Below are 18,707 nucleotides of genomic sequence, written 5' to 3' on the forward strand. Positions count from 1 at the left end.
CCGCCCCCGGACAGACTGCCCCCGGACAGACTGCCCCCGGACAGAATGCCTCCGTGCAGGTCGCCCCTCTGCCACCCGCGCCGGCCAGCCCGCCGCCGGCCGCCGCGCCGCCGCCCCCCGCGCAACCGGGGCCGGCGCCGGAGACCCTTCGGGAAGTCGCGCGCCTGGTGGACCTCGCGGAGCGCCAGATCGCGGACAAGCTGCTGACGACGCCGGCCGGCGACAATGCCTTCGAGACCTATGGGAGGATCGTCGCCCTGGTGCCGGACAGCCCGGAAGCTGCGGCGATCCTGGACGAGATCAAGGGCACCTATCTGTCCTGGGCCGCCACGGCCGAGGAGCGCGGCGGCTACGAGGACGCCCGGAGATTCTACGAGCGCGCGCTGAGCGTCGATCCCGACGATGCCGAGGTGACGCAGCGTCTGCGGGCGCTGGACGAAGCGCAGGTCGGCGAGTCGGAGGTCGACACGGCGGTCGTCCAGCCTCCTTCCCAGCCCGATCCCGGGACCGGGCCGGATGAGCCGGAGGAAACCGTGCAGGTCGCCGTCGATCCGGCGGCTTCGGGTCAGGTCCTCCGCCTGCCCCCGGACTATGTCGAGCCGTCCGAAGGCGGGTCGACGGCCGATGCCCCGTCCGCCCCCGGGTCCGCGGCCACGAGGCCGAACGGCTTCACGGATCGCGACGACATGCTCGCCGCGGTCGCGAACCCGGAAGTCCTGGAAGACGTGATCGCCGCCGGCCGCGACCTCGACCATGAGCTTGCCGACGGCAAGACGGCGTTGATGCTGGCGGCCGAGCGGGGCCGGAGCGAGGCCGTCGGCATGCTGCTGGAAGCGGGTGCCGCTCCGAACGCGCGCAGCCGCAACGGCGGAACGGCGCTGATGTACGCGGCCGGGATCGGCGACAACGAGAGCATCCGGATCCTGGTCCGGCATGGCGGCGCGGTCAATGCGATGAACGTGGACGGCAAGACCGCCCTGATGGCCGCCGCCCAGGGGCGGCATACCGACACGGTCCGTCTTCTGCTCGACAGCGGTGCCGACATGGACGCGCGTACCGTCCAGGGGCGCACAGCGCTAGACTATGCCGAGGAGGCGGGAGACCAGGCGAGCGCGACGCTGCTGCGCCTGCGCGGCGCACGCAGCGGTCAGGTGAGCCCCACCGCCATCCAGCGGGACGGCGCTCCCCGACCGAGCGGCCCCATCGACCTGCGGGCGTTCAAGGGTTGAGGCCGTCCATGTCTTCTCGCCGCCGCCCCTCCATCGCGTCGGCGGTTCTCCTGCTGGCGGTCCTGGGGCTCGCGGCCTGCGACGATTACGGCCGTGTCACCGAGACGTCGCGCAACTCGACCTACAGGCCCGAGGAACTGGCCTTCGCCGGCTCCCCGGAGGATGGCGGGTTGTTGACCTTGATCCACGGCAATCCCACCGACGAGCCGCGCGCGGTTCTGACCGGCCGGGTGCATGACGCCTTCGAGCGTGCGGCGCCGGCCCGTAACATCCGCCTCACGCAGACCGTCCAGAAGGGCGAGCGGGGCGATTACCGGGTGGTCGTGGTGTTCGATCCGGCGGCGCCCGTGCTCGACGCCGATCTTTGCACGGGCCGTGTGCCCCAGACCCGCATTCCCGGCGACGAAGTCAGCGTCCGTGCCGCCTTCTGCCGGGACGGCGCGCCCCTGTCGGGAGCTCTCGGCGTCATGGATGCCGACCTCGTCCGCGACCATCCGGACCGGTTCGACCGGTTCCTGAGGGACGTCGGGACCACTCTCTTCCCCGCCGAGGAACAGCGGAACTAGCGCCGCTTCGGCACCCGGATGAAATGAGGGCTCTACCGCCGCTGGCGGAAGAGCCCTAGTTGAGTCAGGGAGGATACAACGTCTCCGTTGCCCGAATGCACTCTACGTCACGTCGATTGAAAATTTGGTTAACGTCGACGACCTCAGGAAGTCATGGTCCGAAGGCGCGCGCGCGCGATGTAGAACGCAAGGACCGGCCAGATGGAGCTCAGCATCAGGGTCGCCAAGGTTATAGCCGCTTGTCCCCGCCAGCCGGCCAGGGGCGTCGAGAGCGAACGGCGGGCGGCGAAGACGGCGCCGATACCGAGATAGATTGCGAACGACAGCAGCGCGAGATCGAACATGCACGTCTCCGGACGGAGAGGGGAATGCCATGAAGATGCCGGGGCTTGGTTAATTAGCGATTAAGCGACCCGCTCGTCCCGGCGGGTGCACATCGAACGAGGAAACCGATGCAGGACTCACGGCACCGATCGCCGACGGCGATCGAACTCCACCGCTTTCCCGGCGACGGGACGATCCCGAACAATGCCGCCCTGGCGCTGATCGTCTACCGCGGAGCCTTCGCCTCGGCGCCCGACATCGCCGCCGCCTGCGAGGCCCGGTTCGCGGCGAACCGCTGGGGTGACGGCTGGCGGAACGGGATATACGACTACCACCACTACCATTCGACCGCCCATGAGGCTCTGGGAATCGCCGCCGGGTCCGCCTCGGTCCGGTTCGGCGGCGAGGGGGGAAGCACCGTCGTGGTGCGTGCCGGCGACGTCGTCGTGATCCCGGCGGGCGTCGGCCACAAGCTCGTCGACGGCACGCCCGATCTCCTGGTGGTCGGCGCTTATCCCGACGGCCAGCAGCCCGACCTCCAGACGGCGGATCCCGGCAGGCACGATGCCTCGGCGCGCAGGATCGCGGCGGTGCCGCTTCCGACGGCCGACCCGCTCCACGGCCCCGACGGACCGCTGATCCGCCACTGGCGCGACTGAAGCTGTCCCGCCTTCTTGCCACTACTTGGTCGCTGGCCTCTGGCGGTCGCGGCGGCTATTAGGAGTTGCTCACGCCCAAGGAGCAGCGGCATCTTCGCCTCATGACCAGCATCGCACGACGCATCGCCGACGAACTGTCGGTGCGCGAATCCCAGGTCGACGCCGCCGTCCGGCTGCTCGACGAGGGAGCCACCGTCCCGTTCGTCGCCCGCTACCGGAAGGAGGCCACCGGCGGCCTCGACGACACGCAGCTTCGAACGCTCGAGGAGCGGCTCGGCTATCTGCGCGAACTCGATGAACGCCGCGCCCAGGTCCTCGCCTCGATCCGGGAGCAGGGAAAGCTGACGGACGACCTCGAGGCCCGGATCATCGCGGCCGATACGAAGACCCGGCTGGAGGACCTGTACCTGCCCTACCGCCCGAAGCGGCGGACGAGGGCCCAGATCGCGCGCGAGGCGGGGCTGGAGCCCCTGGCCCTCGGCCTCCTGAACGATCCGACGCAGACGCCCGATGATCTCGCCGCCGGTTTCGTCGATGCGGAGAAGGGCGTCGCCGACGCCCGGGCGGCCCTGGACGGGGCGCGCCAGATCCTGATCGAGATGCTGGGCGAGGACGCCGACCTCGTCGGGCGGGTCCGCACCTTCGTCGCCGAACAGGGGGCCATCGTCAGCCGGGCCGTCGAGGACAAGCGCGAAACGGCGGAGGCGGCCAAGTTCTCCGACTATTTCGACCATCGCGAACCGTTGAAGCAAGTGGCGTCCCACCGGGCGCTCGCGATGTTCCGCGGCCGCGCCCTGGGTATCCTCGACCTGTCCGTCGAGACGGGCGATGCCGCCGACGAGGCGGCGCATCCCTGCGTGCGGATGATCGCGGGGCATGCCGGCATTGCCGACCGCGGCCGGCCCGCCGACAGATGGCTGCTCGACACGGCGCGCTGGGCCTGGAAGACGAAGATCGGCCTCCATGTCGAGCTCGACCAGCTTTCCGGCTTGCGCGAGAAGGCCGAGGAGGAGGCGATCCGGGTCTTCGGGCGCAACCTGCACGATCTGCTGCTGGCGCCTCCTGCCGGCCCGCGTCCGACCATGGGCCTCGACCCAGGCATCAGGACCGGCGTCAAGGTGGCGGTGGTCGACGCTACCGGCAAGCTCGTGGAGACCCTCACGGTCTATCCCCACCAGCCCCGCAACGACTGGGACGGATCGATCGCCGCTCTCGCGGCGGTCTGCGCCCGGCACCGGGTAGAGCTGATCGCGATCGGCAACGGCACCGCCAGCCGCGAGACCGACAGGCTGGCCGCGGACATGCTCCAGCGCCACCCCGACCTGAAGGCCACCAGGGTGATCGTGTCGGAGGCCGGCGCCTCGGTCTATTCCGCGTCCGAGACGGCGGCACGGGAGTTTCCCGGGCTGGACGTGTCGCTGCGCGGGGCCGTGTCGATCGCACGGCGGCTTCAGGACCCGCTCGCGGAGCTGGTGAAGATCGAGCCGAAATCCATCGGCGTCGGCCAGTACCAGCACGATGTCGGCCAGTCGAAGCTCGCCCGCACGCTGGACGCGGTGGTGGAGGACTGCGTCAACGCGGTCGGGGTCGATCTCAACATGGCGTCCGTGCCGCTGCTGGCCCGGGTGTCGGGGCTGTCGGAGGGGGTCGCTCGCAACATCGTCGACTTCCGCGACGCGAACGGAGCCTTCCGCAGCCGCAAGCAGCTGCTGGAGGTGCCGCGCCTGGGGCCCAAGGCATTCGAACAAGCCGCTGGCTTCCTGCGCATCCGCAACGGCGACGACCCTCTCGATGCTTCGGCCGTGCACCCGGAATCCTATCCCGTGGTGGAGCGTATCCTGAGCCACGCCTCCCGGCGGCTGGAGACGCTGATCGGCGACGTGAAGTTCATCCGGTCGCTGGCGCCCGAGGCCTTCGTCGACGACCGCTTCGGCCTGCCGACGGTCCGCGACATCCTCGCCGAGTTGGAGAAGCCCGGCCGCGATCCCCGCCCCGAGTTCCGGACGGCGGCCTTCAAGGAGGGGATCGAGAAGCTCGAGCACCTGCAGCCCGGCATGATGATGGAAGGCGTCGTCACCAACGTCACCGCCTTCGGCGCCTTCGTCGACGTCGGGGTCCACCAGGACGGCCTCGTTCACATCAGCCAGCTCGCCAGCAGCTTCGTCAAGGACCCGCACTCCGTGGTCAAGGCGGGCGACGTCGTGAAGGTCAGGGTGATCGAGGTCGACCTCAAGCGCCGTCGCATCGCGCTGACCATGCGCCTCGACGAGCGGCCTGCCCGGCCGCCGGAAGGGCGTCCCTCCGCCGATGCCGGCAGGACCGCCGCGAAGCCGCCCCGCAAGCCCGGCCGGTCCGCCGCCGCCGCCAAGCCGGCGCCCGCCGTGACGTCGGCGGGCTCGCCGTTCGGAGGCGCACTGGCGGAAGCCTTCGCCCGCGCGCGCGATTCGAAGCAGCGGCGCGACTGATCCGAGGAGGGGAGCGCGGTGCGGCCGCCCTCCCCTTCCCGTCAGCGCCGGGCCGTTCCGACCAGGCGCTCGAGGACGGCGATCTGGATCGCGGCCGAATCGACCAGCTGGTCTATCGGCACGGACTCGTTGGCGGCGTGGCCCTGTGCGCCCGAACCCGGTCCGAAATTGACGATCTCGATCCCGTCCTCGGCGAAATAGCGCCCGTCCGAAACGCCGGTCGCATCGAGAAACCGCACCGGTGCATTGCGATGCGCCAGCACGGCGTCGCCGAACGCCTGCACGAGCCGCCCATCCCGTGGCGCCGCGAAGCCGTTGGTGCCGCGCAGGAACTCGACCTGCACGCTGCCGTCGGGCTCATCCACCTGCCCCGCGATCGTCAGCATCTCGTCGAAGGCCGCTTCGACGGTCTCGTCCGGCAGCAGGCGGCGGTCGATCTCGACCATGCACTGGTTGGGAACGACGTTGGTGTTGTGCCCCCCGCGCACGAGCCCGACATTCATCGTCGAGCGCAGGTTTGCGTCGCGACGCTGGGACAGCCTTGCGCCCAGTTCCAGGTCCAGGTGCTCCAGCACGCGCATCATGCGCAGGATGGCGTTGTCGCCGGCGGCGGGATTCCCGGCATGGGCGGCCCGGCCGGTCGTCACGATCCTGACCCACATCACGCCACGCTCGGCGGTGATGAGCTGGTTCTCCGTCTGGGCGCCCAGGATCAGCATGTCCGGCCGCACGATCCCCGCCTCGCGGAGATGATACATGCCGTCGGGCCCGAGATTCTCCTCGTCGGCAACGAATGTGAAGATCACCTCGCCCCGCGCCGGACCGCCTCGGCGCGCCAGTTCCTCCGCGAGCCAGAGCTGGACCGCCATGCTGCCCTTGCAGTTCCCGGCGCCGAGGCCGAAGACCTCCCCGTCCTCGACGACCGCCTGGAAGGGGTCGGTGCGCCACATCGCGCGCTCGCCGACGCCCACCGTGTCGGCATGGGCGTTGAAGGCGATGGTCGGACCGCCGCCGGGACCGATCCTGGCGACGCAGTTGTCGAGGCCCTCCGCCCTGGAGACGATGGCCGGTTCGTACCCGGCGCGGCGCAGGAAATCGGCTGCGTAGGCGCAGATCGCGCGCGTGTCGCCGGGCGGGAAGGCGCTGGGGATCGCGATCAGGTCGGACAGGATGGCGACCAGTCGGTCCGTTGGCGGCAGGGAGGCCGGGCTCGTCATGGCGGAGGACTCGGATCAGGCGTTGGCGAGGCGAACCAGGGTCTCGGCAAGGACCTGCGCCCCTGCCGCGAGGTCCGAAGGCGAGGCGCTCTCCGCCTCGTTGTGGCTGATCCCGCGCTCGCAAGGTACGAAGATCATGGCCGTCGGGCAGATCTCGGCGAGGAACTTCGCGTCGTGGTTGGCCCCGGACGGAAGCTCCATGGCCGGAAACCCGAGATCGCGCACCGTCGCGCGCACCGTGTCGACCACCATCGGGTCGAAGGCGCAGGGCAGCGCATGGAAGGTTTCCTCGATCCCGACCTGGCACGGACCGGCATGGGCCCGGCAGACCGCCTGGACCTGATCGCCCAGCCGCTTCAGCGTGTGCGCGTCGGGATGGCGGAAATCGATGGTGAAGAAAACCCGGCCCGGGACGGTGTTCGGCGACCCGGGCGAGACCTCGAAGCGGCCGATCGTGAAGCGGACGACGTCGTCCTCGTCGTGCATCAGCCGATCGAGCGCGCCGACCATCGCGACCGCGGCCACGAAGGCATCCTTGCGATGGCGGCGGGGCATGGTCCCGGCATGCGCCTCCTCGCCCAGGACTTCGATCGCGAACCAGCGTGTGCCCTGGATGCCGGTGACGATGCCCACGGGGACGCGGGCCTTCTCCAGCAGCGGCCCCTGTTCGATATGCGCCTCGACATAAGCGTGGACGTCGAAACCGACGGGCCGCACCAGGAAGTCGGGTTCGCCCGCCCGGATGGCGGCCAGGGCGTCGTGCGCGGCGATGCCGTCCCTGTCCCGCACGGCGAGCGCTTCGTCCGCGCCCGTGCGCCCGGCGAACACGCAGGACCCGAGGCAGCCGGGCTGGAACCTCGAACCTTCCTCGTTGGTCCAGGCGACGACCTCGACCGGGCGGTGGGTCGAGATCCCGGCATCGTTCATGGCCTCGATCGCTTCCAGGCCGGCCAGCACGCCGTAGCTGCCGTCGAACTTCCCGCCTGTCGGCTGGGTATCGAGGTGCGAACCCGTCAGGACCGGGGCCAGGCCGGCCTCGGTACCTTCCCGGCGCACGAACAGGTTCCCGACGGGGTCGGTGAAAACGGCGCAGCCGAGCGCTCGGGCCCAGTCGGCCATCAAGCGGCGCGCGCGACCGTCTTCGGCCGACAGTGCCGGCCTGTTGACCCCGCCGCGCGCCAGCGCGCCATGACGCGCCATGTCCATGTGGCGCGTCCACAGGCGTCCCTCGTCGACGGCCCCTGCCACTCCCGCCGGCTTGCGTGCGCTCGAACCCAATCCCGTCACTCCCCCGATCCCCGTCCGGCCAGGGTACAAGGACCGGTGTGCGCCGTCACCAGGGACCTGGCGTCATGCCCCTTCCGGAAAACATCCCGCGCGCGCCGCCGCGACTGCGACCTGGGTCCGGTTCTTCACGCCCAGCTTCTGCATGATGGCCCTGACATGCACCTTCACGGTACCCTCAAGCACTCCGAGCGACCGGGCGATCTCCTTGTTGGACTGCCCCGCCAGCAGGAGCTGGAACACGTCGCGCTGCCGGCCGGTGAGCCGTTCCAGCATGTGGTTCAGCGGCTCCGTCTCCTCGGCCGCGCCGGGCGGCGCGAGGATCGCGCGCGGCAGGGGAACGTAGGTCTCCCCGGAAAGTACGAGGGAGAGCGCGTGCTCCAGCGCCCCGATCGAGCAGGTCTTCAGGAGATAGCCTCTCGCCCCCGACCGGATGCACTCTATGACGGCCGAGGGCTCGGCCGAGCCCGAGAACACCACGACCGGCGCTCCGCCGATTTCCGCAATCATCCGCCTGAGGCCGGCCACGCCGTCCTCCTCGGTGTCCGCGAGGTGGAGGTCGTACAGCACGATGGCGAGATCGGGCGTCTCCCTGACCAGTTCGATCGCCTCGGCCAGCGAGCCCGCCTCCAGTATCCTGGAGCCTTCGCAGAACTCCCCGATCGCAAGCGCGAGCCCGTGCCGGACCAGGGCATGGTCGTCGACGATCAGGATGGCCCCGGAAGGGCCGCCGCTCGTCCGATCCTTGCCGCTCCTTTGCGGCAGATGCGGAACCTCCGCGTCGACGTCGGATGTCTCATGTCCCACGCGGCTCCCCCCAACAGTAACGGTCTGTTTCATTGCGACGAACAACGGCAGAACGACACTCTCGCCGCTGATGCCATGCGCGGTTGCCGCAATCTCCGGGATACCCACCCAGTCTTCTATAGCATCAACCGCAGCACCTCATGTAAGGTTTTGTTAACCATGAGGCCAATTTATCTCGACGCGCTCACATGGCGCAGGTTTCGGGCAGTTTTCGCGAACGGAACAGGATAGTCGGAGGGGGATCGGATGACCGTCACTTGGAGCGCCATGCTGGTCGACGGCGATCGGCTGTTCTGTGCCGCTCTCGCTGCGCTGTTGAAGGGAGGGGCTTTCAACGTCGATGCGGAGTGCGGCTCGCTGGGCGAAGCGGTGAACCAGGTGCGGCTGGGGCGCCGCCCCGACATCATCCTGCTCAGCCTTCATCCCGCGAACGGCTCTCTTGCGGAAGACAGGTCCGCGATCGTGCTGCTCCGGGACCGGCTGCCCGACTGCAGGATCGTGGCGCTGGGCGCCGATGTCGGGACGGAGACCATGACGGCGGCGCTGAAGGCCGGCGTCGACGGGTGCCTGCACAAGAGCATGTCCTGCGAGGCGCTCCAGCAGGCGCTTCATCTCGTGATGCTCGGCGAGGCGGTGTTCCCGAGCGACGTCGCGGATCTTCTCGTCGGCACCGCGCTGAACGAGACCCGCGACGAGGCCCATGCGGAACCGGGAGGGGCCGAGCTTTCAAAGCGCGAGCTGGAGATCCTGCGCTGCCTGCTGGCCGGCCAGTCCAACAAGGCGATCGCGCGCAACCTCAGCATCACGGAATCGACCGTGAAAATGCATTTCAAGAACGTGATGCGGAAGATCCGGGCGCAGAACCGTACGCAGGCCGCCGTGTGGGCGATCCAGCACGGGCTCGCCCCGCGCTTGACGGCCTGAGCCTGACGGCCTGACGACGCCGTTCTGCATCGATCGTTTCCCCAGCCCGGCATCGGCCCTATAAACTGGATGGGTCGATATCGAAGGGATGCCAGGGAATGACGTCGTCCAATCCTCTCCGCGCGGCGCGGCGGGACGAGTTGAGCTATCCCTTCTCCGACCCGCCGGTGCCCGGCGAAGCGGCCGAGATCGCCGATGGCGTGCTGTGGGTCCGCATGCCGCTTCCCTTCGCCCTGGACCACATCAATGTCTGGCTCCTCGAAGACGAGGCCGGCTGGACCATCGTCGACACCGGCATAGGCGGCGGTCGGACCCGCGCGTTATGGGAACGGCTGTTCGCCGGAGCCATGAAGGGAAACCCGGTCACCCGCGTCGTCGCCACCCATTTCCACCCCGACCATGTCGGCCTAGCCGGATGGCTGGCCGAGCGCTGGCAGGCGCCGCTCTTCGCCAGCCTGACGGAGTGGCTGTTCGGACGCGTCCTGTGCATGGAGGCATCGGCCGGAAGCCGGACGCAGGCGGAAGCGTTCTACCGCGCCGCCGGGCTGGATGCGGATCTGGCTCACGCCCTGACCTCGCGGGGGAACGGCTATGCCCAGGCCGTGACGTCACTGCCGGCCTCGATCTCGCGCCTGAAGCAGGGCGATGGCCTCGTGGTCGGGAACCGCCGGTGGGAGGTTCTGATCGGCCGCGGCCACACGCCGGAACATGTCTGCCTGCACGACCGCTCCGGCGGCGTCCTGATCGCGGGAGACCAGATCCTTCCGCACATCAGCCCGAACGTCAGCGTCTGGCCGTCCGAGCCGGCTGCCGATCCCCTCGCGGACTTCCTGGACAGCCTCGATGCGCTGTCAGCGCTGCCGGCGGACACGCTGGTCCTTCCGTCGCACGGCTTGCCGTTTCGGGGGGTTCATGCCCGCGCCGCGGCGCTGCGGCGCCACCACGAGGAACGGCTGGCGGGCGCGCTCGCAGCCTGCGCCGAGCCACGCACGGTGTCGGAGGTGATGCGCACGATGTTCGCGCGCGAAATGGACAATCACCAGATGATGTTCGCGGTCGGCGAGGCCCTCGCCCATTTGAACCGCCTGGTCGAGGCCGGCCTGCTTCGCCGTCGGCCACACGCCGACGGCGCCTGGCGCTACCTCGCGGTGTGACGCCGGACGATGTCAGGCATCCTCGATCCGCTCGAACTGCTCCGGATCGAGGAGAGCGGTCAGGGCCAGGGTCTTGAGGGTCTTGGGATCGTCGGAACGCTTCATCTGCGCGTGGCGCATGCCCAGGCCGTCCTTGCGGATCGCCACCACCTCCCAGATCCCGCCCCCCGGACCTAGCTTCCTGTACTTCTGGCCTTCAACGATCTCGCGTCTCTTGCGCCGCATAGGCGTACTCCGGGAACCCCTGGGTGTCCTGCCGGCAGCCGGCCGTCAGGAGCAATTCATTATCACGAAACGGAATCCCCCGTGGAAGCTGCGCAGTGTGCGAGGCGGGCATGCGCCGAACCGTGGCTGCATTGCAACACCGTCTATATTGCACTGCCGAAGGGATTAACGCCGAAGGGAGAGCTTTTCAAACGGGAACTGCTGGCGCACTCTGACGTTGGAAACGCCATGATGCTAGAACGTGATCCTCGCGCCCTCGCTGCACGCTTGGTGGAGCAGATGGGCGATGCCGCACCGCGGCATGCCAAATGCCGGCTCGTCGAATTGACGGCCGCCAACGAGCTGCTTGCTGCCGCCTTCTGGCGTAGCGTGATGTATCGCTGCGAGGAAATCCTCGCCGTACGCTATGTCCCGCCATCCACCGTCAAGTCGCTGCTCACTGGCGACTCGCTTCAAGCCGGCGACTGACGCGGCCGCCACCGGCATGATCGCCGACGGCGCGAACGCTGTCGGCACGAACGAAAAAGGCCCGGCGCCAATGGCGCCGGGCCTCGTTCTGTTAGGACCTCAGGCCCGAACTCAGTTCAGGACGCGCGACTGGCCATCCCGCCACTCGTAGATCACGTAGGCCGGATCGGTGAGGTCGCCCTTGTCGTCGAAGCTCAACTTGCCGATGACGGTGTCGAACTCGTTATTGCGCAGCGCCTTCGCCATCGCTTCGGCATCCGTGCTGCCGGCGATTTTCGCCGCCTCGGCCGCCGCCTGGACCGTCGCGTAGTAGTTGAACGCGAAGTTGTCCGGCTGGGCGCCCTCCTCCTTCAGCCGGGTCATCAGCGGCTGGGCCTCGGGGATCTGGGACGGGTCGGGGCTGAAGGTGAACAGCGTGCCGTTCGCCGCATCGCCCGCGATCGCCCACAGGTCGGTCGCCTGGAGCCCGTCGGCGCCGATGATGAGCGGCGAGTAGCTCTGCTCCTTCGCCTGACGGAGAAGGAGGCCGGCCTCGGGGTAGTAGCCGCCGTAGTAGATGACTTCGACGCCGGCGGTCTTCAGCTTGCTGACGACCGCGGAGTAGTCCTGCTCACCGGCGGTGATCGAATCCGTGACCGCGGGCGTGATGCCCTTCTCGCGCAGGGTCTTCTCGACCTCGTCGGCAAGCCCCTTGCCGTAGGCTCCCTTGTCGTGAAGGACCGCGATCTTCTTGTCGCCGTGCTGCTCGGCGATCAGGTTGGCCGCGACCGTGCCCTGCTGGTCGTCGCGTCCGGCCCCGCGGAAAACGTAGGGCAGGCCGCGCTCGGTCAGCGCCGGCGCCGTAGCCGAGCCGCTGATCATCAGGATGTCTTCCTCGGCATAGACGTCCGAGGCCGCGATGCTCGCGCCGGAATAGAGATGGCCGACGACGAAGTCGACGTCCCCCGACACGAACTGGTTCGCGACCGCGACCGCCTGCTTCGGGTCGCAGGCGTCGTCGCCCAGCTCGATCCGGACCTGCTCGCCGTTGATGCCGCCGGCCTTGTTGATGTCGGCTACCGCCGTCTCGGCGCCGAGCCGCGCCTGCTGACCGATCGCCGCGCAGTCACCGGTGATGCCGATGGCAAGCCCCATCACCACCTCGGCATTCGCGGCCGAGGGAACGGTCAGGGCGAGAAGCGCACCCACGGCCGTCATTGTCTGGATAGTTTTCACGTTCGTCCTCCCAAACCAACACTGTCTTGGTCGTCATCGCCCGGCTTCAGGCCCGGGCTTCACTCGTTCCGGCTTCGGGGTTAACCCTGGCCGGTTCCTCGGCATCGCGGGGCGGAACCCGGGCGACTTCGCCGTCCGGATCGCCGCCGCAACATGATGACCGAACTCTATACGCTATCCCGCTCCGGTGCGACATCTTCGAGGCCGCGTTCGAACGATTTCATGCGGCACGCTTTTCTCGCCAGCCGAGCGGTCCGCTCCGCTCGTAGAGCCACGGATACTGCTTCACCATCATGCCGGCCCGCGTCGCCTGATAGCCCAGCAGGCTGAACACCATCAGCACTGCCGTGTCGATGATGTAACCCGGGATCGACAGCAACGGCCCTTCGAACAGCGCGAAGACCAGGAAACGGTCGCCGAGGCCCAGAAGAAGCGTGTACCAGACGACGTAGGACATCGGTCTCCATCCGCTCGCCGCCGCTTGGCCGGCGAGCCAGGCGGCGCCGCCGAACAGCACCACGGTGAGGCCGACGAAAACCGGCCAGGAGACGCCCAGGAATTCCTCCATCGGACCGATCCTCTCAGTGGCCGCCTTCGAGGTAGGCGGCACGCACCTCCTCGTTGGCGAGCAGTTCGCGGCCCGTGCCGCTCATCGTGACCTTGCCGTTCACCATGACATATGCCCGATGGGCGAGCTTCAGCGCGTGATAGGCGTTCTGCTCGACCAGGAACACGGTCATGTTCTGCTCCCGGTTGATCTCCTCGATCACGTGGAAGATCTGGCGCACCACCAGGGGCGCCAGCCCGAGCGACGGTTCGTCGAGCAACAGGAGCCGAGGCTGGCTCATCAGCGCCCGCCCGATCGCGAGCATCTGCTGCTCGCCGCCGGAAAGCGTGCCGCCGCGCTGGTTCATGCGCTCCTTCAGCCGCGGGAACAGCGTGAAGACCCGCTCGAGCTCGGTGTCGAAGCTGCCGGCCTTCGCCGTGATCGACCCCATCTGGAGGTTCTCCAGCACGGTCATCCGCGGGAAGATGCGCCGGCCCTCGGGCGACTGGGCGATGCCCCGGCGCACGATCTCGAAGGTCGGAACGCGGGTGATGTCCTCGCCCTCGAAGACGACGCTGCCGTAGCGGGCCTGCGGGTTGCCGCAGATGGTCATCAGCAGCGTCGACTTGCCCGCACCGTTGGCGCCGATCAGGGTGACGATCTCACCCGCCTCGACCTCGATGTCGACGCCCTTGAGCGCCTCGATCGAGCCGTAGAAGGTGTGGACGCCGGAAATCTTCAGCATCTCACTTGCCCTCCCGCAGGTCTTGAGCAACCTCCGGCGGCAGCTCCTCGTCTTCGGCTTCGCCGAGATAGGCCCTGATCACCGTCGGGTCGTTCCTCACGAAGTCCGGCGTGCCGTCCGAGATTTTCCGGCCGTAGTCGAGCACGACGACGTGGTCGGAGATCTTCATGACGACGCTCATGTCGTGCTCGATCAGCAGCACGCCGACCTTCTCCTCGTCGCGGATGAAGGTAAGCAGCTCGCCGAGTTCGGCCGACTCCCGGGGGTTGAGGCCGGCCGCCGGCTCATCGAGGCACAACAGCGCCGGCCGCGTGCACATGGCCCGCGCGATCTCGAGACGGCGTTGCGCGCCATAGGGAAGGTTGCCCGCCTCCCAGTCCGCGAACTCGACCATGTTCACCTTTTCCAGCCAATAGCGGGCCAGGTCGACGGCCTCGGTTTCGGCCTTGCGGAAGACCGGCAGGCCGAACAGGCCGGCGAACGAGAAACCCGACGCCCGCATCAGCACGTTGTGCTGGGCCACCATCAGGTTCTCCAGGACGCTCATGCGCGCGAAGAGCCGGATGTTCTGGAACGTCCGCGCTACGCCGGCCTCCTTGGAGATCCGATACGCCTCCAGGCGTTCCAGCAGGTACGGGCCGCCGGCGCGACGCAGTGTCAGGCGGCCGACCGTGGGCGTGTAAAAGCCGGTCAGGCAGTTGAAGACGGTCGTCTTGCCGGCGCCGTTCGGCCCGATGATCGCCGTGATCTGCCGGTCCATCGCCGTGAACGAAACGTCGTTCACGGCGACCAGGCCGCCGAACCGCATCGTCAGGTGCTCCACCTCGAGGAGAGGCGTGCCCGTCACGACCCCGGCGGCCGGCGTATCGCTCATGATCGCGCTCATGCCCGCTCCTCCGCGTCCGCCTGCTTCATGCGGGCACTTCGTCTGCGATGCAGCAGGATCGTCGGATCCCGGTGCGAGAGCAGCCCGCGCGGACGCCACACCATGATCAGCACCATGCCGAGACCGAAGGCCAGCATGCGGTACTCGGCGAGTTCACGGAACAGTTCGGGCAGGCCGATCACGATCAGGGCCGCGATGACGATGCCGACCTGGCTGCCCATCCCGCCGAGCACGACGATCGCCAGAATGATCGCCGATTCGATGAAGGTGAAGCTTTCCGGGCTGATGAAGCCCTGCCGGGTCGCGAAGAACGACCCTGCGAAGCCGCCCCACATCGCGCTGATCATGAACGCGGCCAGCTTGATGTTGGTCCTGTTGATGCCGAGCGACGTGCAGGCGATGTCGTCTTCGCGCAGCGCCTCCCAGGCGCGGCCGATCGGCAGCTTGCGGATGCGCAGCGTGAACAGGTTGACCAGCAGCGCCAGCATCAGGATCAGGTAGTAAAGGAAGATGATCCGATGCATCGGGCTGTATTCGAGCCCGAACATCTCATGGAAGGCGATCTCCCCCTCTCCGGCCGTGCGCGAGAACTCCGCCAAGCCGAAGAAGTCGGGCCGCGGGATCGACGAGATGCCGTTGGGGCCGCCCGTGAAGTCGTACCAGTTCAGCAGGACGACGCGGATGATCTCGCCGAAGCCGAGGGTCACGATCGCGAAATAGTCGCCCCGCAGGCGCAGCACCGGGAAGCCCAGCAGCAGGCCGGCGGCGGCCGCGAGCACGCCCGCGAGCGGCAGGCAGACCCAGAAGCTGAGGCCGAAGTAATGGGCCAGCAGCGCGTAGGAATACGCGCCGACCGCGTAGAAGGCCACGTAGCCGAGGTCGAGAAGCCCGGCATAGCCGACGATGATATTCAGCCCCCACCCCAGCATGATGTAGGTCAGGATGAGGATCGAGATGTCGACGATCGACCTGTCGGCGAAGGGCATGAACGGCAGCGCGATCGCGAAGATGACCGCGATCGGCCCGAGCAGGCGGGTCGCGTCCTGCACCGTGGCCGACAGGCGGTCCTGGCGCTGGGCACGCGCCCGGACGTCGAGACGGCTGCGCTGGCGCGCCACCGCCGCGCCGGCGCGGATCGCGAGGATCAGGGAGCCGGCGACCGCGATCACCTGCAGTGCCTGGGTCGGGAACTCCAGGAAAAACGAGAGGACGGCGAACGCGATGCCGAGGATCAGGATGGGGAGGGCATAGCCGAGGCGCGTAAGGACCAGGGCGATCCTGCCGACGAAGACGAGCCCCACCGCGATGAAGACCTCGTCGAACCGTTCGACGACCCCGAGGCCGCGGGGGGTATCGACGGTCCGGAAGCCCACCATCACGGCGGCCAGCGCCAGTGCCACGAGGGCGGCGATGAAGGCTTCCTTCAGGATGGCGGGTAGGTCGAGCCGTTCGGGCGAGCCGGCCGCCGCAGGGGAAGTCACAGCGGTCATGGCCTCACACCTTCTCGATTTCCGGCTTGCCGAGCAGACCGGAGGGCCGGAAGATCAGCACCAGGACGAGGATGGTGAACGCGGCGACGTCCTTGTACTCGATGCTGAAATAGGCCGACCAGATCGCCTCGATCACGCCGATCAGGAGCCCGCCGAGCATGGCGCCCGGAAGCGAGCCGATGCCTCCCAGCACCGCCGCCGTGAACGCCTTCACCCCGGCGAGGAAGCCGATGAAGAAGTCGATGACGCCGTAGTACATCGTCACCATCACGCCGGCCACCGCGGCCAGCGCCGCGCCCATCACGAAGGTGAGCGAGATGGTGCGGTCGACGTTCACGCCGAGGAGCCCGGCCATTGTCTTGTCCTGCTCGCACGCCCGCTGGGCGCGGCCGAGTTCGGTGCGCGTGATCAGCAAGGTGAACCCGGTCATGAGGACGACCGTCAGGACGATGATGATGATCTGGAGATAGCTCAGCGACACCGTGAACCCGTCCGGCCGCTCCATCAGGACGAAACCGCCCTGCACGATCGGCGGCAGCGGCTTGACGCGTGCGCCCTGGAGGAGCTGGACGTAGTTCTGGAGGAAGATCGACATGCCGATGGCCGATATCAGCGGCGCGAGCCTGAAGGATCCCCGCAGAGGCCGGTAGGCGATGCGCTCGACGGTCCAGCCATAGACGCTCGTAAAGAACATCGAGAGCACCAGCACCAGCATGATTGCGACGGGTGCCCAGGTTATGCCGACGAGCCCCAGAACGATGAAGCTGATGACGGCGATGAATGCACCGATCATGTAGATTTCGCCGTGGGCGAAATTGATCATGCCGATGATTCCGTAGACCATCGTATAGCCGATCGCAATCAGGCCATAGATTGCCCCGAGCGTTAGCCCGTTAATCATCTGCTGAAGAAAGTATTCCATCTCCCTCACTACCCAATCGTGATCATCGGCAAAGCCGTCACCGACCACTTGTCCTTCCCGCCGAACGAATGCACGCTCCGCTCGAACGGATCACACAGCGCCCCGCGGATCCACGGGCGAACCCGCACCTGCCGCGGACCGACAGACTTCGTGACAGACAAGCGCCCCCTTGTTCTTGCTTCAGGCCCGGTCGCTACATCGCCGTGCCAATTGTGGGTGCGGACGTTATCCCGGTGCATGGCCGAGAGCAAGCACGGAAACGCCACCGGTTATTACCTTCCAGCCCTCCGCGCAGCAATGTTGCGGCAATGGACTGCTGAATTATTCCGCAGAGCCCATCGCCGGCAAACGTTCGGTAACCGCTATGCTTGAACGCTTTGCTGCACCTGCGAAATGGAGGCCGGCGACCGGGGCCGGTGGGCGGCGATTCGGCGAATCAGTCCCGCTCCGCTCACCCCGGCGCCATGCTCCGGGCGGTCAGGAGGACGAGCGTGCCGACGCCTGCGAGCACGCCGAGCAGGATGCTCCGCCGGGCCAGGAAGAAGATGGCGAGCGCGAGCCCGGCCGACAGCAGGCGGTGAGCCGCGTCCGTTTGCTCCAGCGGGCCGGCCGGCAGCAGGATCATGCGGGAGATCAGGCCTGCGAGCAGGGCGTAGGCGACGCAGGAGACCCAGTCGAACACCGCGCCGCGCGCGTCGATCCGACCGGCGAGGACCACGCCAAGCGCCCGCCAGGCGTAGGTGACGCCCGCGCCGGCCGTCATCAGGACGAAGGGCCAGACCCAGTCAGCCAAGGCCGCGCGCGCCTCGACCGGCCAGGAAGGCGCCGGTGCCGGCGATCAGCCCCGTCGCCATCAGCCCCCAGTCCGGCTCCAGCAGGTGCAGCGGCGGCCCGAGCGCGGCACCGGCGCAGAGCGCATAGACCTTCGCCCTCTGCCTCAGGTCGGTCGCGAAGACGAGCATGAAATAGAGCGGGTTCAGGAACACGAGGCCCAGCGTCACCGGCTGCGGGACGAACCCCGCCAGCAAGAAGCCGAACGCGGTGCCGGCCATGCTCACGACCCAGAGCGCTCCCGAAAAGCAGGCGAACCAGGTCAGACGATACTTGCGCGGCAGGTCCGGGCATCGCAGCTGCGCCGTCGCCCAGCCGGTGACGGCGACGAAATGGGCCGCCAGCAGGTACTTCCACGTCGCCTGCCTCTCCTCCTTCAGCAGCGGCATCAGCGTGACGACCATGGGAAGGAGGCGTGCGTTCGTCAGGGCGACCGCTATCGAGGTCATCAGCAGCGACGCGCCGACGCCGTAGAGCTCCACGACGACGACCTGGCCTGGCAGCGCCCATCCGGTCGCCGTCGAATAGAGGCCGAGCCAGAGGCCGAGCCCCGCCTCTCTAACCAGCGAGCCGAAGCCGACGAAGCTCGCGCCCATCACCAGAGCCGGCAGGCCGAGCGCCTCGCGCGCCGCCGAAAGCCCTATCCCCCATCCCGTCCGGTCGATCCCCGCCATCCGCAGTCCCGCATCCGCGTCGGCGACCAGGATAGGCTACCGGCCGCGCCGCATGCACGGGCTCCAGCGTCCCGG

The 18,707-nt window shown here is 68.2% G+C and carries 20 protein-coding genes; 7 read left to right on the forward strand and 13 right to left on the reverse strand.

Annotated features, from left to right (window positions below; genetic code table 11):
• Window positions 1-53: 53 nt before the first annotated feature.
• Together VGO20_RS18745 and VGO20_RS18750 are read left to right on the forward strand one after the other, a co-directional pair.
• Window positions 54-1,229, forward strand: a complete 1,176-nt coding sequence (locus VGO20_RS18745; RefSeq protein WP_327503902.1) for an ankyrin repeat domain-containing protein — start codon at window positions 54-56, stop codon at window positions 1,227-1,229.
• 8 nt (window positions 1,230-1,237) lie between these two features.
• Window positions 1,238-1,795, forward strand: coding sequence for a hypothetical protein (locus VGO20_RS18750; RefSeq protein ID WP_327503903.1), 558 nt, complete (start codon window positions 1,238-1,240; stop codon window positions 1,793-1,795).
• A 143-nt stretch (window positions 1,796-1,938) separates the two neighbouring features.
• Here the strand turns inward: VGO20_RS18750 and VGO20_RS18755 are convergent, their stop codons facing one another.
• Window positions 1,939-2,139, reverse strand: coding sequence for a hypothetical protein (locus VGO20_RS18755; RefSeq protein ID WP_327503904.1), 201 nt, complete (start codon window positions 2,137-2,139; stop codon window positions 1,939-1,941).
• Window positions 2,140-2,247: 108 nt separating this feature from the next.
• On the opposite strand from VGO20_RS18755, the gene VGO20_RS18760 reads away from it, so the two are divergent.
• Window positions 2,248-2,778 carry a cupin domain-containing protein gene (locus tag VGO20_RS18760; RefSeq protein WP_327503905.1) on the forward strand — a complete coding sequence of 177 codons (531 nt, stop codon included), beginning with the start codon at window positions 2,248-2,250 and terminating at the stop codon, window positions 2,776-2,778.
• 101 nt (window positions 2,779-2,879) lie between these two features.
• Entirely contained in the window at window positions 2,880-5,243 is a 2,364-nt protein-coding gene (locus tag VGO20_RS18765) for a Tex family protein (protein WP_327503906.1), read from the forward strand.
• Window positions 5,244-5,284: 41 nt separating this feature from the next.
• Here the strand turns inward: VGO20_RS18765 and VGO20_RS18770 are convergent, their stop codons facing one another.
• The 3 genes from VGO20_RS18770 to VGO20_RS18780 all read right to left on the reverse strand — a co-directional run bounded on the left by VGO20_RS18770 (window position 5,285) and on the right by VGO20_RS18780 (window position 8,551).
• A complete protein-coding gene (locus VGO20_RS18770; protein ID WP_327503907.1) occupies window positions 5,285-6,460 on the reverse strand; it encodes a M20 family metallopeptidase in 1,176 nt (391 codons plus the stop codon).
• Window positions 6,461-6,475: 15 nt separating this feature from the next.
• Window positions 6,476-7,747, reverse strand: coding sequence for a M20 family metallo-hydrolase (locus VGO20_RS18775; protein WP_327503908.1), 1,272 nt, complete (start codon window positions 7,745-7,747; stop codon window positions 6,476-6,478).
• A 63-nt stretch (window positions 7,748-7,810) separates the two neighbouring features.
• Window positions 7,811-8,551 (reverse strand): response regulator transcription factor, encoded by a 741-nt coding sequence (locus VGO20_RS18780; protein ID WP_327503909.1) that lies wholly within the window; start codon window positions 8,549-8,551, stop codon window positions 7,811-7,813.
• A gap of 246 nt (window positions 8,552-8,797) precedes the next feature.
• Between VGO20_RS18780 and VGO20_RS18785 the strand changes: the two genes are divergently transcribed.
• Complete coding sequence (locus VGO20_RS18785; RefSeq protein WP_327503910.1) at window positions 8,798-9,475, forward strand: response regulator transcription factor; 678 nt, start codon at window positions 8,798-8,800, stop codon at window positions 9,473-9,475.
• A gap of 98 nt (window positions 9,476-9,573) precedes the next feature.
• Window positions 9,574-10,629, forward strand: a complete 1,056-nt coding sequence (locus tag VGO20_RS18790; RefSeq protein WP_327503911.1) for an MBL fold metallo-hydrolase — start codon at window positions 9,574-9,576, stop codon at window positions 10,627-10,629.
• Between the two features lie 12 nt (window positions 10,630-10,641).
• On the opposite strand, the gene VGO20_RS18795 is transcribed toward VGO20_RS18790, so the two are convergent.
• The gene (locus tag VGO20_RS18795; RefSeq protein ID WP_327503912.1) at window positions 10,642-10,854 is read right to left on the reverse strand and encodes a hypothetical protein; all 213 of its coding nucleotides are present in this window, start codon (window positions 10,852-10,854) and stop codon (window positions 10,642-10,644) included.
• Window positions 10,855-10,935: 81 nt separating this feature from the next.
• On the opposite strand from VGO20_RS18795, the gene VGO20_RS18800 reads away from it, so the two are divergent.
• Complete coding sequence (locus tag VGO20_RS18800) at window positions 10,936-11,322, forward strand: hypothetical protein (RefSeq protein ID WP_327503913.1); 387 nt, start codon at window positions 10,936-10,938, stop codon at window positions 11,320-11,322.
• A 111-nt stretch (window positions 11,323-11,433) separates the two neighbouring features.
• Here the strand turns inward: VGO20_RS18800 and VGO20_RS18805 are convergent, their stop codons facing one another.
• The 8 genes from VGO20_RS18805 to VGO20_RS18840 form a co-directional block, all read right to left on the reverse strand.
• Window positions 11,434-12,537 carry a branched-chain amino acid ABC transporter substrate-binding protein gene (locus VGO20_RS18805; protein WP_327503914.1) on the reverse strand — a complete coding sequence of 368 codons (1,104 nt, stop codon included), beginning with the start codon at window positions 12,535-12,537 and terminating at the stop codon, window positions 11,434-11,436.
• Window positions 12,538-12,757: 220 nt separating this feature from the next.
• Window positions 12,758-13,105 carry a DUF6867 family protein gene (locus VGO20_RS18810; RefSeq protein ID WP_327503915.1) on the reverse strand — a complete coding sequence of 116 codons (348 nt, stop codon included), beginning with the start codon at window positions 13,103-13,105 and terminating at the stop codon, window positions 12,758-12,760.
• A 13-nt stretch (window positions 13,106-13,118) separates the two neighbouring features.
• Window positions 13,119-13,829, reverse strand: a complete 711-nt coding sequence (locus VGO20_RS18815; protein ID WP_327503916.1) for an ABC transporter ATP-binding protein — start codon at window positions 13,827-13,829, stop codon at window positions 13,119-13,121.
• A gap of 1 nt (window position 13,830) precedes the next feature.
• Window positions 13,831-14,715 (reverse strand): ABC transporter ATP-binding protein, encoded by an 885-nt coding sequence (locus VGO20_RS18820; RefSeq protein WP_327503917.1) that lies wholly within the window; start codon window positions 14,713-14,715, stop codon window positions 13,831-13,833.
• The gene (gene livM / locus VGO20_RS18825; RefSeq protein WP_327503918.1) at window positions 14,712-16,205 is read right to left on the reverse strand and encodes a high-affinity branched-chain amino acid ABC transporter permease LivM; all 1,494 of its coding nucleotides are present in this window, start codon (window positions 16,203-16,205) and stop codon (window positions 14,712-14,714) included. Before livM ends, VGO20_RS18820 begins: the two co-directional genes overlap by 4 nt.
• 4 nt (window positions 16,206-16,209) lie before the next feature.
• Entirely contained in the window at window positions 16,210-17,127 is a 918-nt protein-coding gene (locus VGO20_RS18830; protein ID WP_327503944.1) for an ABC transporter permease subunit, read from the reverse strand.
• A 451-nt stretch (window positions 17,128-17,578) separates the two neighbouring features.
• Window positions 17,579-17,920: an AzlD domain-containing protein gene (locus VGO20_RS18835; protein ID WP_327503919.1), complete on the reverse strand. Its 342-nt coding sequence runs from the start codon at window positions 17,918-17,920 to the stop codon at window positions 17,579-17,581.
• Complete coding sequence (locus VGO20_RS18840; RefSeq protein ID WP_327503920.1) at window positions 17,913-18,632, reverse strand: AzlC family ABC transporter permease; 720 nt, start codon at window positions 18,630-18,632, stop codon at window positions 17,913-17,915. Before VGO20_RS18840 ends, VGO20_RS18835 begins: the two co-directional genes overlap by 8 nt.
• Window positions 18,633-18,707: the final 75 nt, after the last annotated feature.

This window comes from Arenibaculum sp., assembly GCF_035998295.1.
Taxonomy (GTDB): domain Bacteria; phylum Pseudomonadota; class Alphaproteobacteria; order Azospirillales; family Azospirillaceae; genus DASYHS01.

Bases quoted from the DNA above. Each gene is read 5' to 3' on its own strand.
- VGO20_RS18750 (WP_327503903.1), top strand. From the start codon at position 1,238: ATGTCTTCTCGCCGCCGCCCCTCCATCGCGTCGGCGGTTCTCCTGCTG.
- VGO20_RS18755 (WP_327503904.1), bottom strand. From the start codon at position 2,139: ATGTTCGATCTCGCGCTGCTGTCGTTCGCAATCTATCTCGGTATCGGC.
- VGO20_RS18760 (WP_327503905.1), top strand. From the start codon at position 2,248: ATGCAGGACTCACGGCACCGATCGCCGACGGCGATCGAACTCCACCGC.
- VGO20_RS18765 (WP_327503906.1), top strand. From the start codon at position 2,880: ATGACCAGCATCGCACGACGCATCGCCGACGAACTGTCGGTGCGCGAA.
- VGO20_RS18770 (WP_327503907.1), bottom strand. From the start codon at position 6,460: ATGACGAGCCCGGCCTCCCTGCCGCCAACGGACCGACTGGTCGCCATC.
- VGO20_RS18785 (WP_327503910.1), top strand. From the start codon at position 8,798: ATGACCGTCACTTGGAGCGCCATGCTGGTCGACGGCGATCGGCTGTTC.
- VGO20_RS18790 (WP_327503911.1), top strand. From the start codon at position 9,574: ATGACGTCGTCCAATCCTCTCCGCGCGGCGCGGCGGGACGAGTTGAGC.
- VGO20_RS18795 (WP_327503912.1), bottom strand. From the start codon at position 10,854: ATGCGGCGCAAGAGACGCGAGATCGTTGAAGGCCAGAAGTACAGGAAG.
- VGO20_RS18810 (WP_327503915.1), bottom strand. From the start codon at position 13,105: ATGGAGGAATTCCTGGGCGTCTCCTGGCCGGTTTTCGTCGGCCTCACC.
- VGO20_RS18815 (WP_327503916.1), bottom strand. From the start codon at position 13,829: ATGCTGAAGATTTCCGGCGTCCACACCTTCTACGGCTCGATCGAGGCG.
- VGO20_RS18820 (WP_327503917.1), bottom strand. From the start codon at position 14,715: ATGAGCGCGATCATGAGCGATACGCCGGCCGCCGGGGTCGTGACGGGC.
- livM (WP_327503918.1), bottom strand. From the start codon at position 16,205: ATGACCGCTGTGACTTCCCCTGCGGCGGCCGGCTCGCCCGAACGGCTC.
- VGO20_RS18830 (WP_327503944.1), bottom strand. From the start codon at position 17,127: ATGGAATACTTTCTTCAGCAGATGATTAACGGGCTAACGCTCGGGGCA.
- VGO20_RS18840 (WP_327503920.1), bottom strand. From the start codon at position 18,632: ATGGCGGGGATCGACCGGACGGGATGGGGGATAGGGCTTTCGGCGGCG.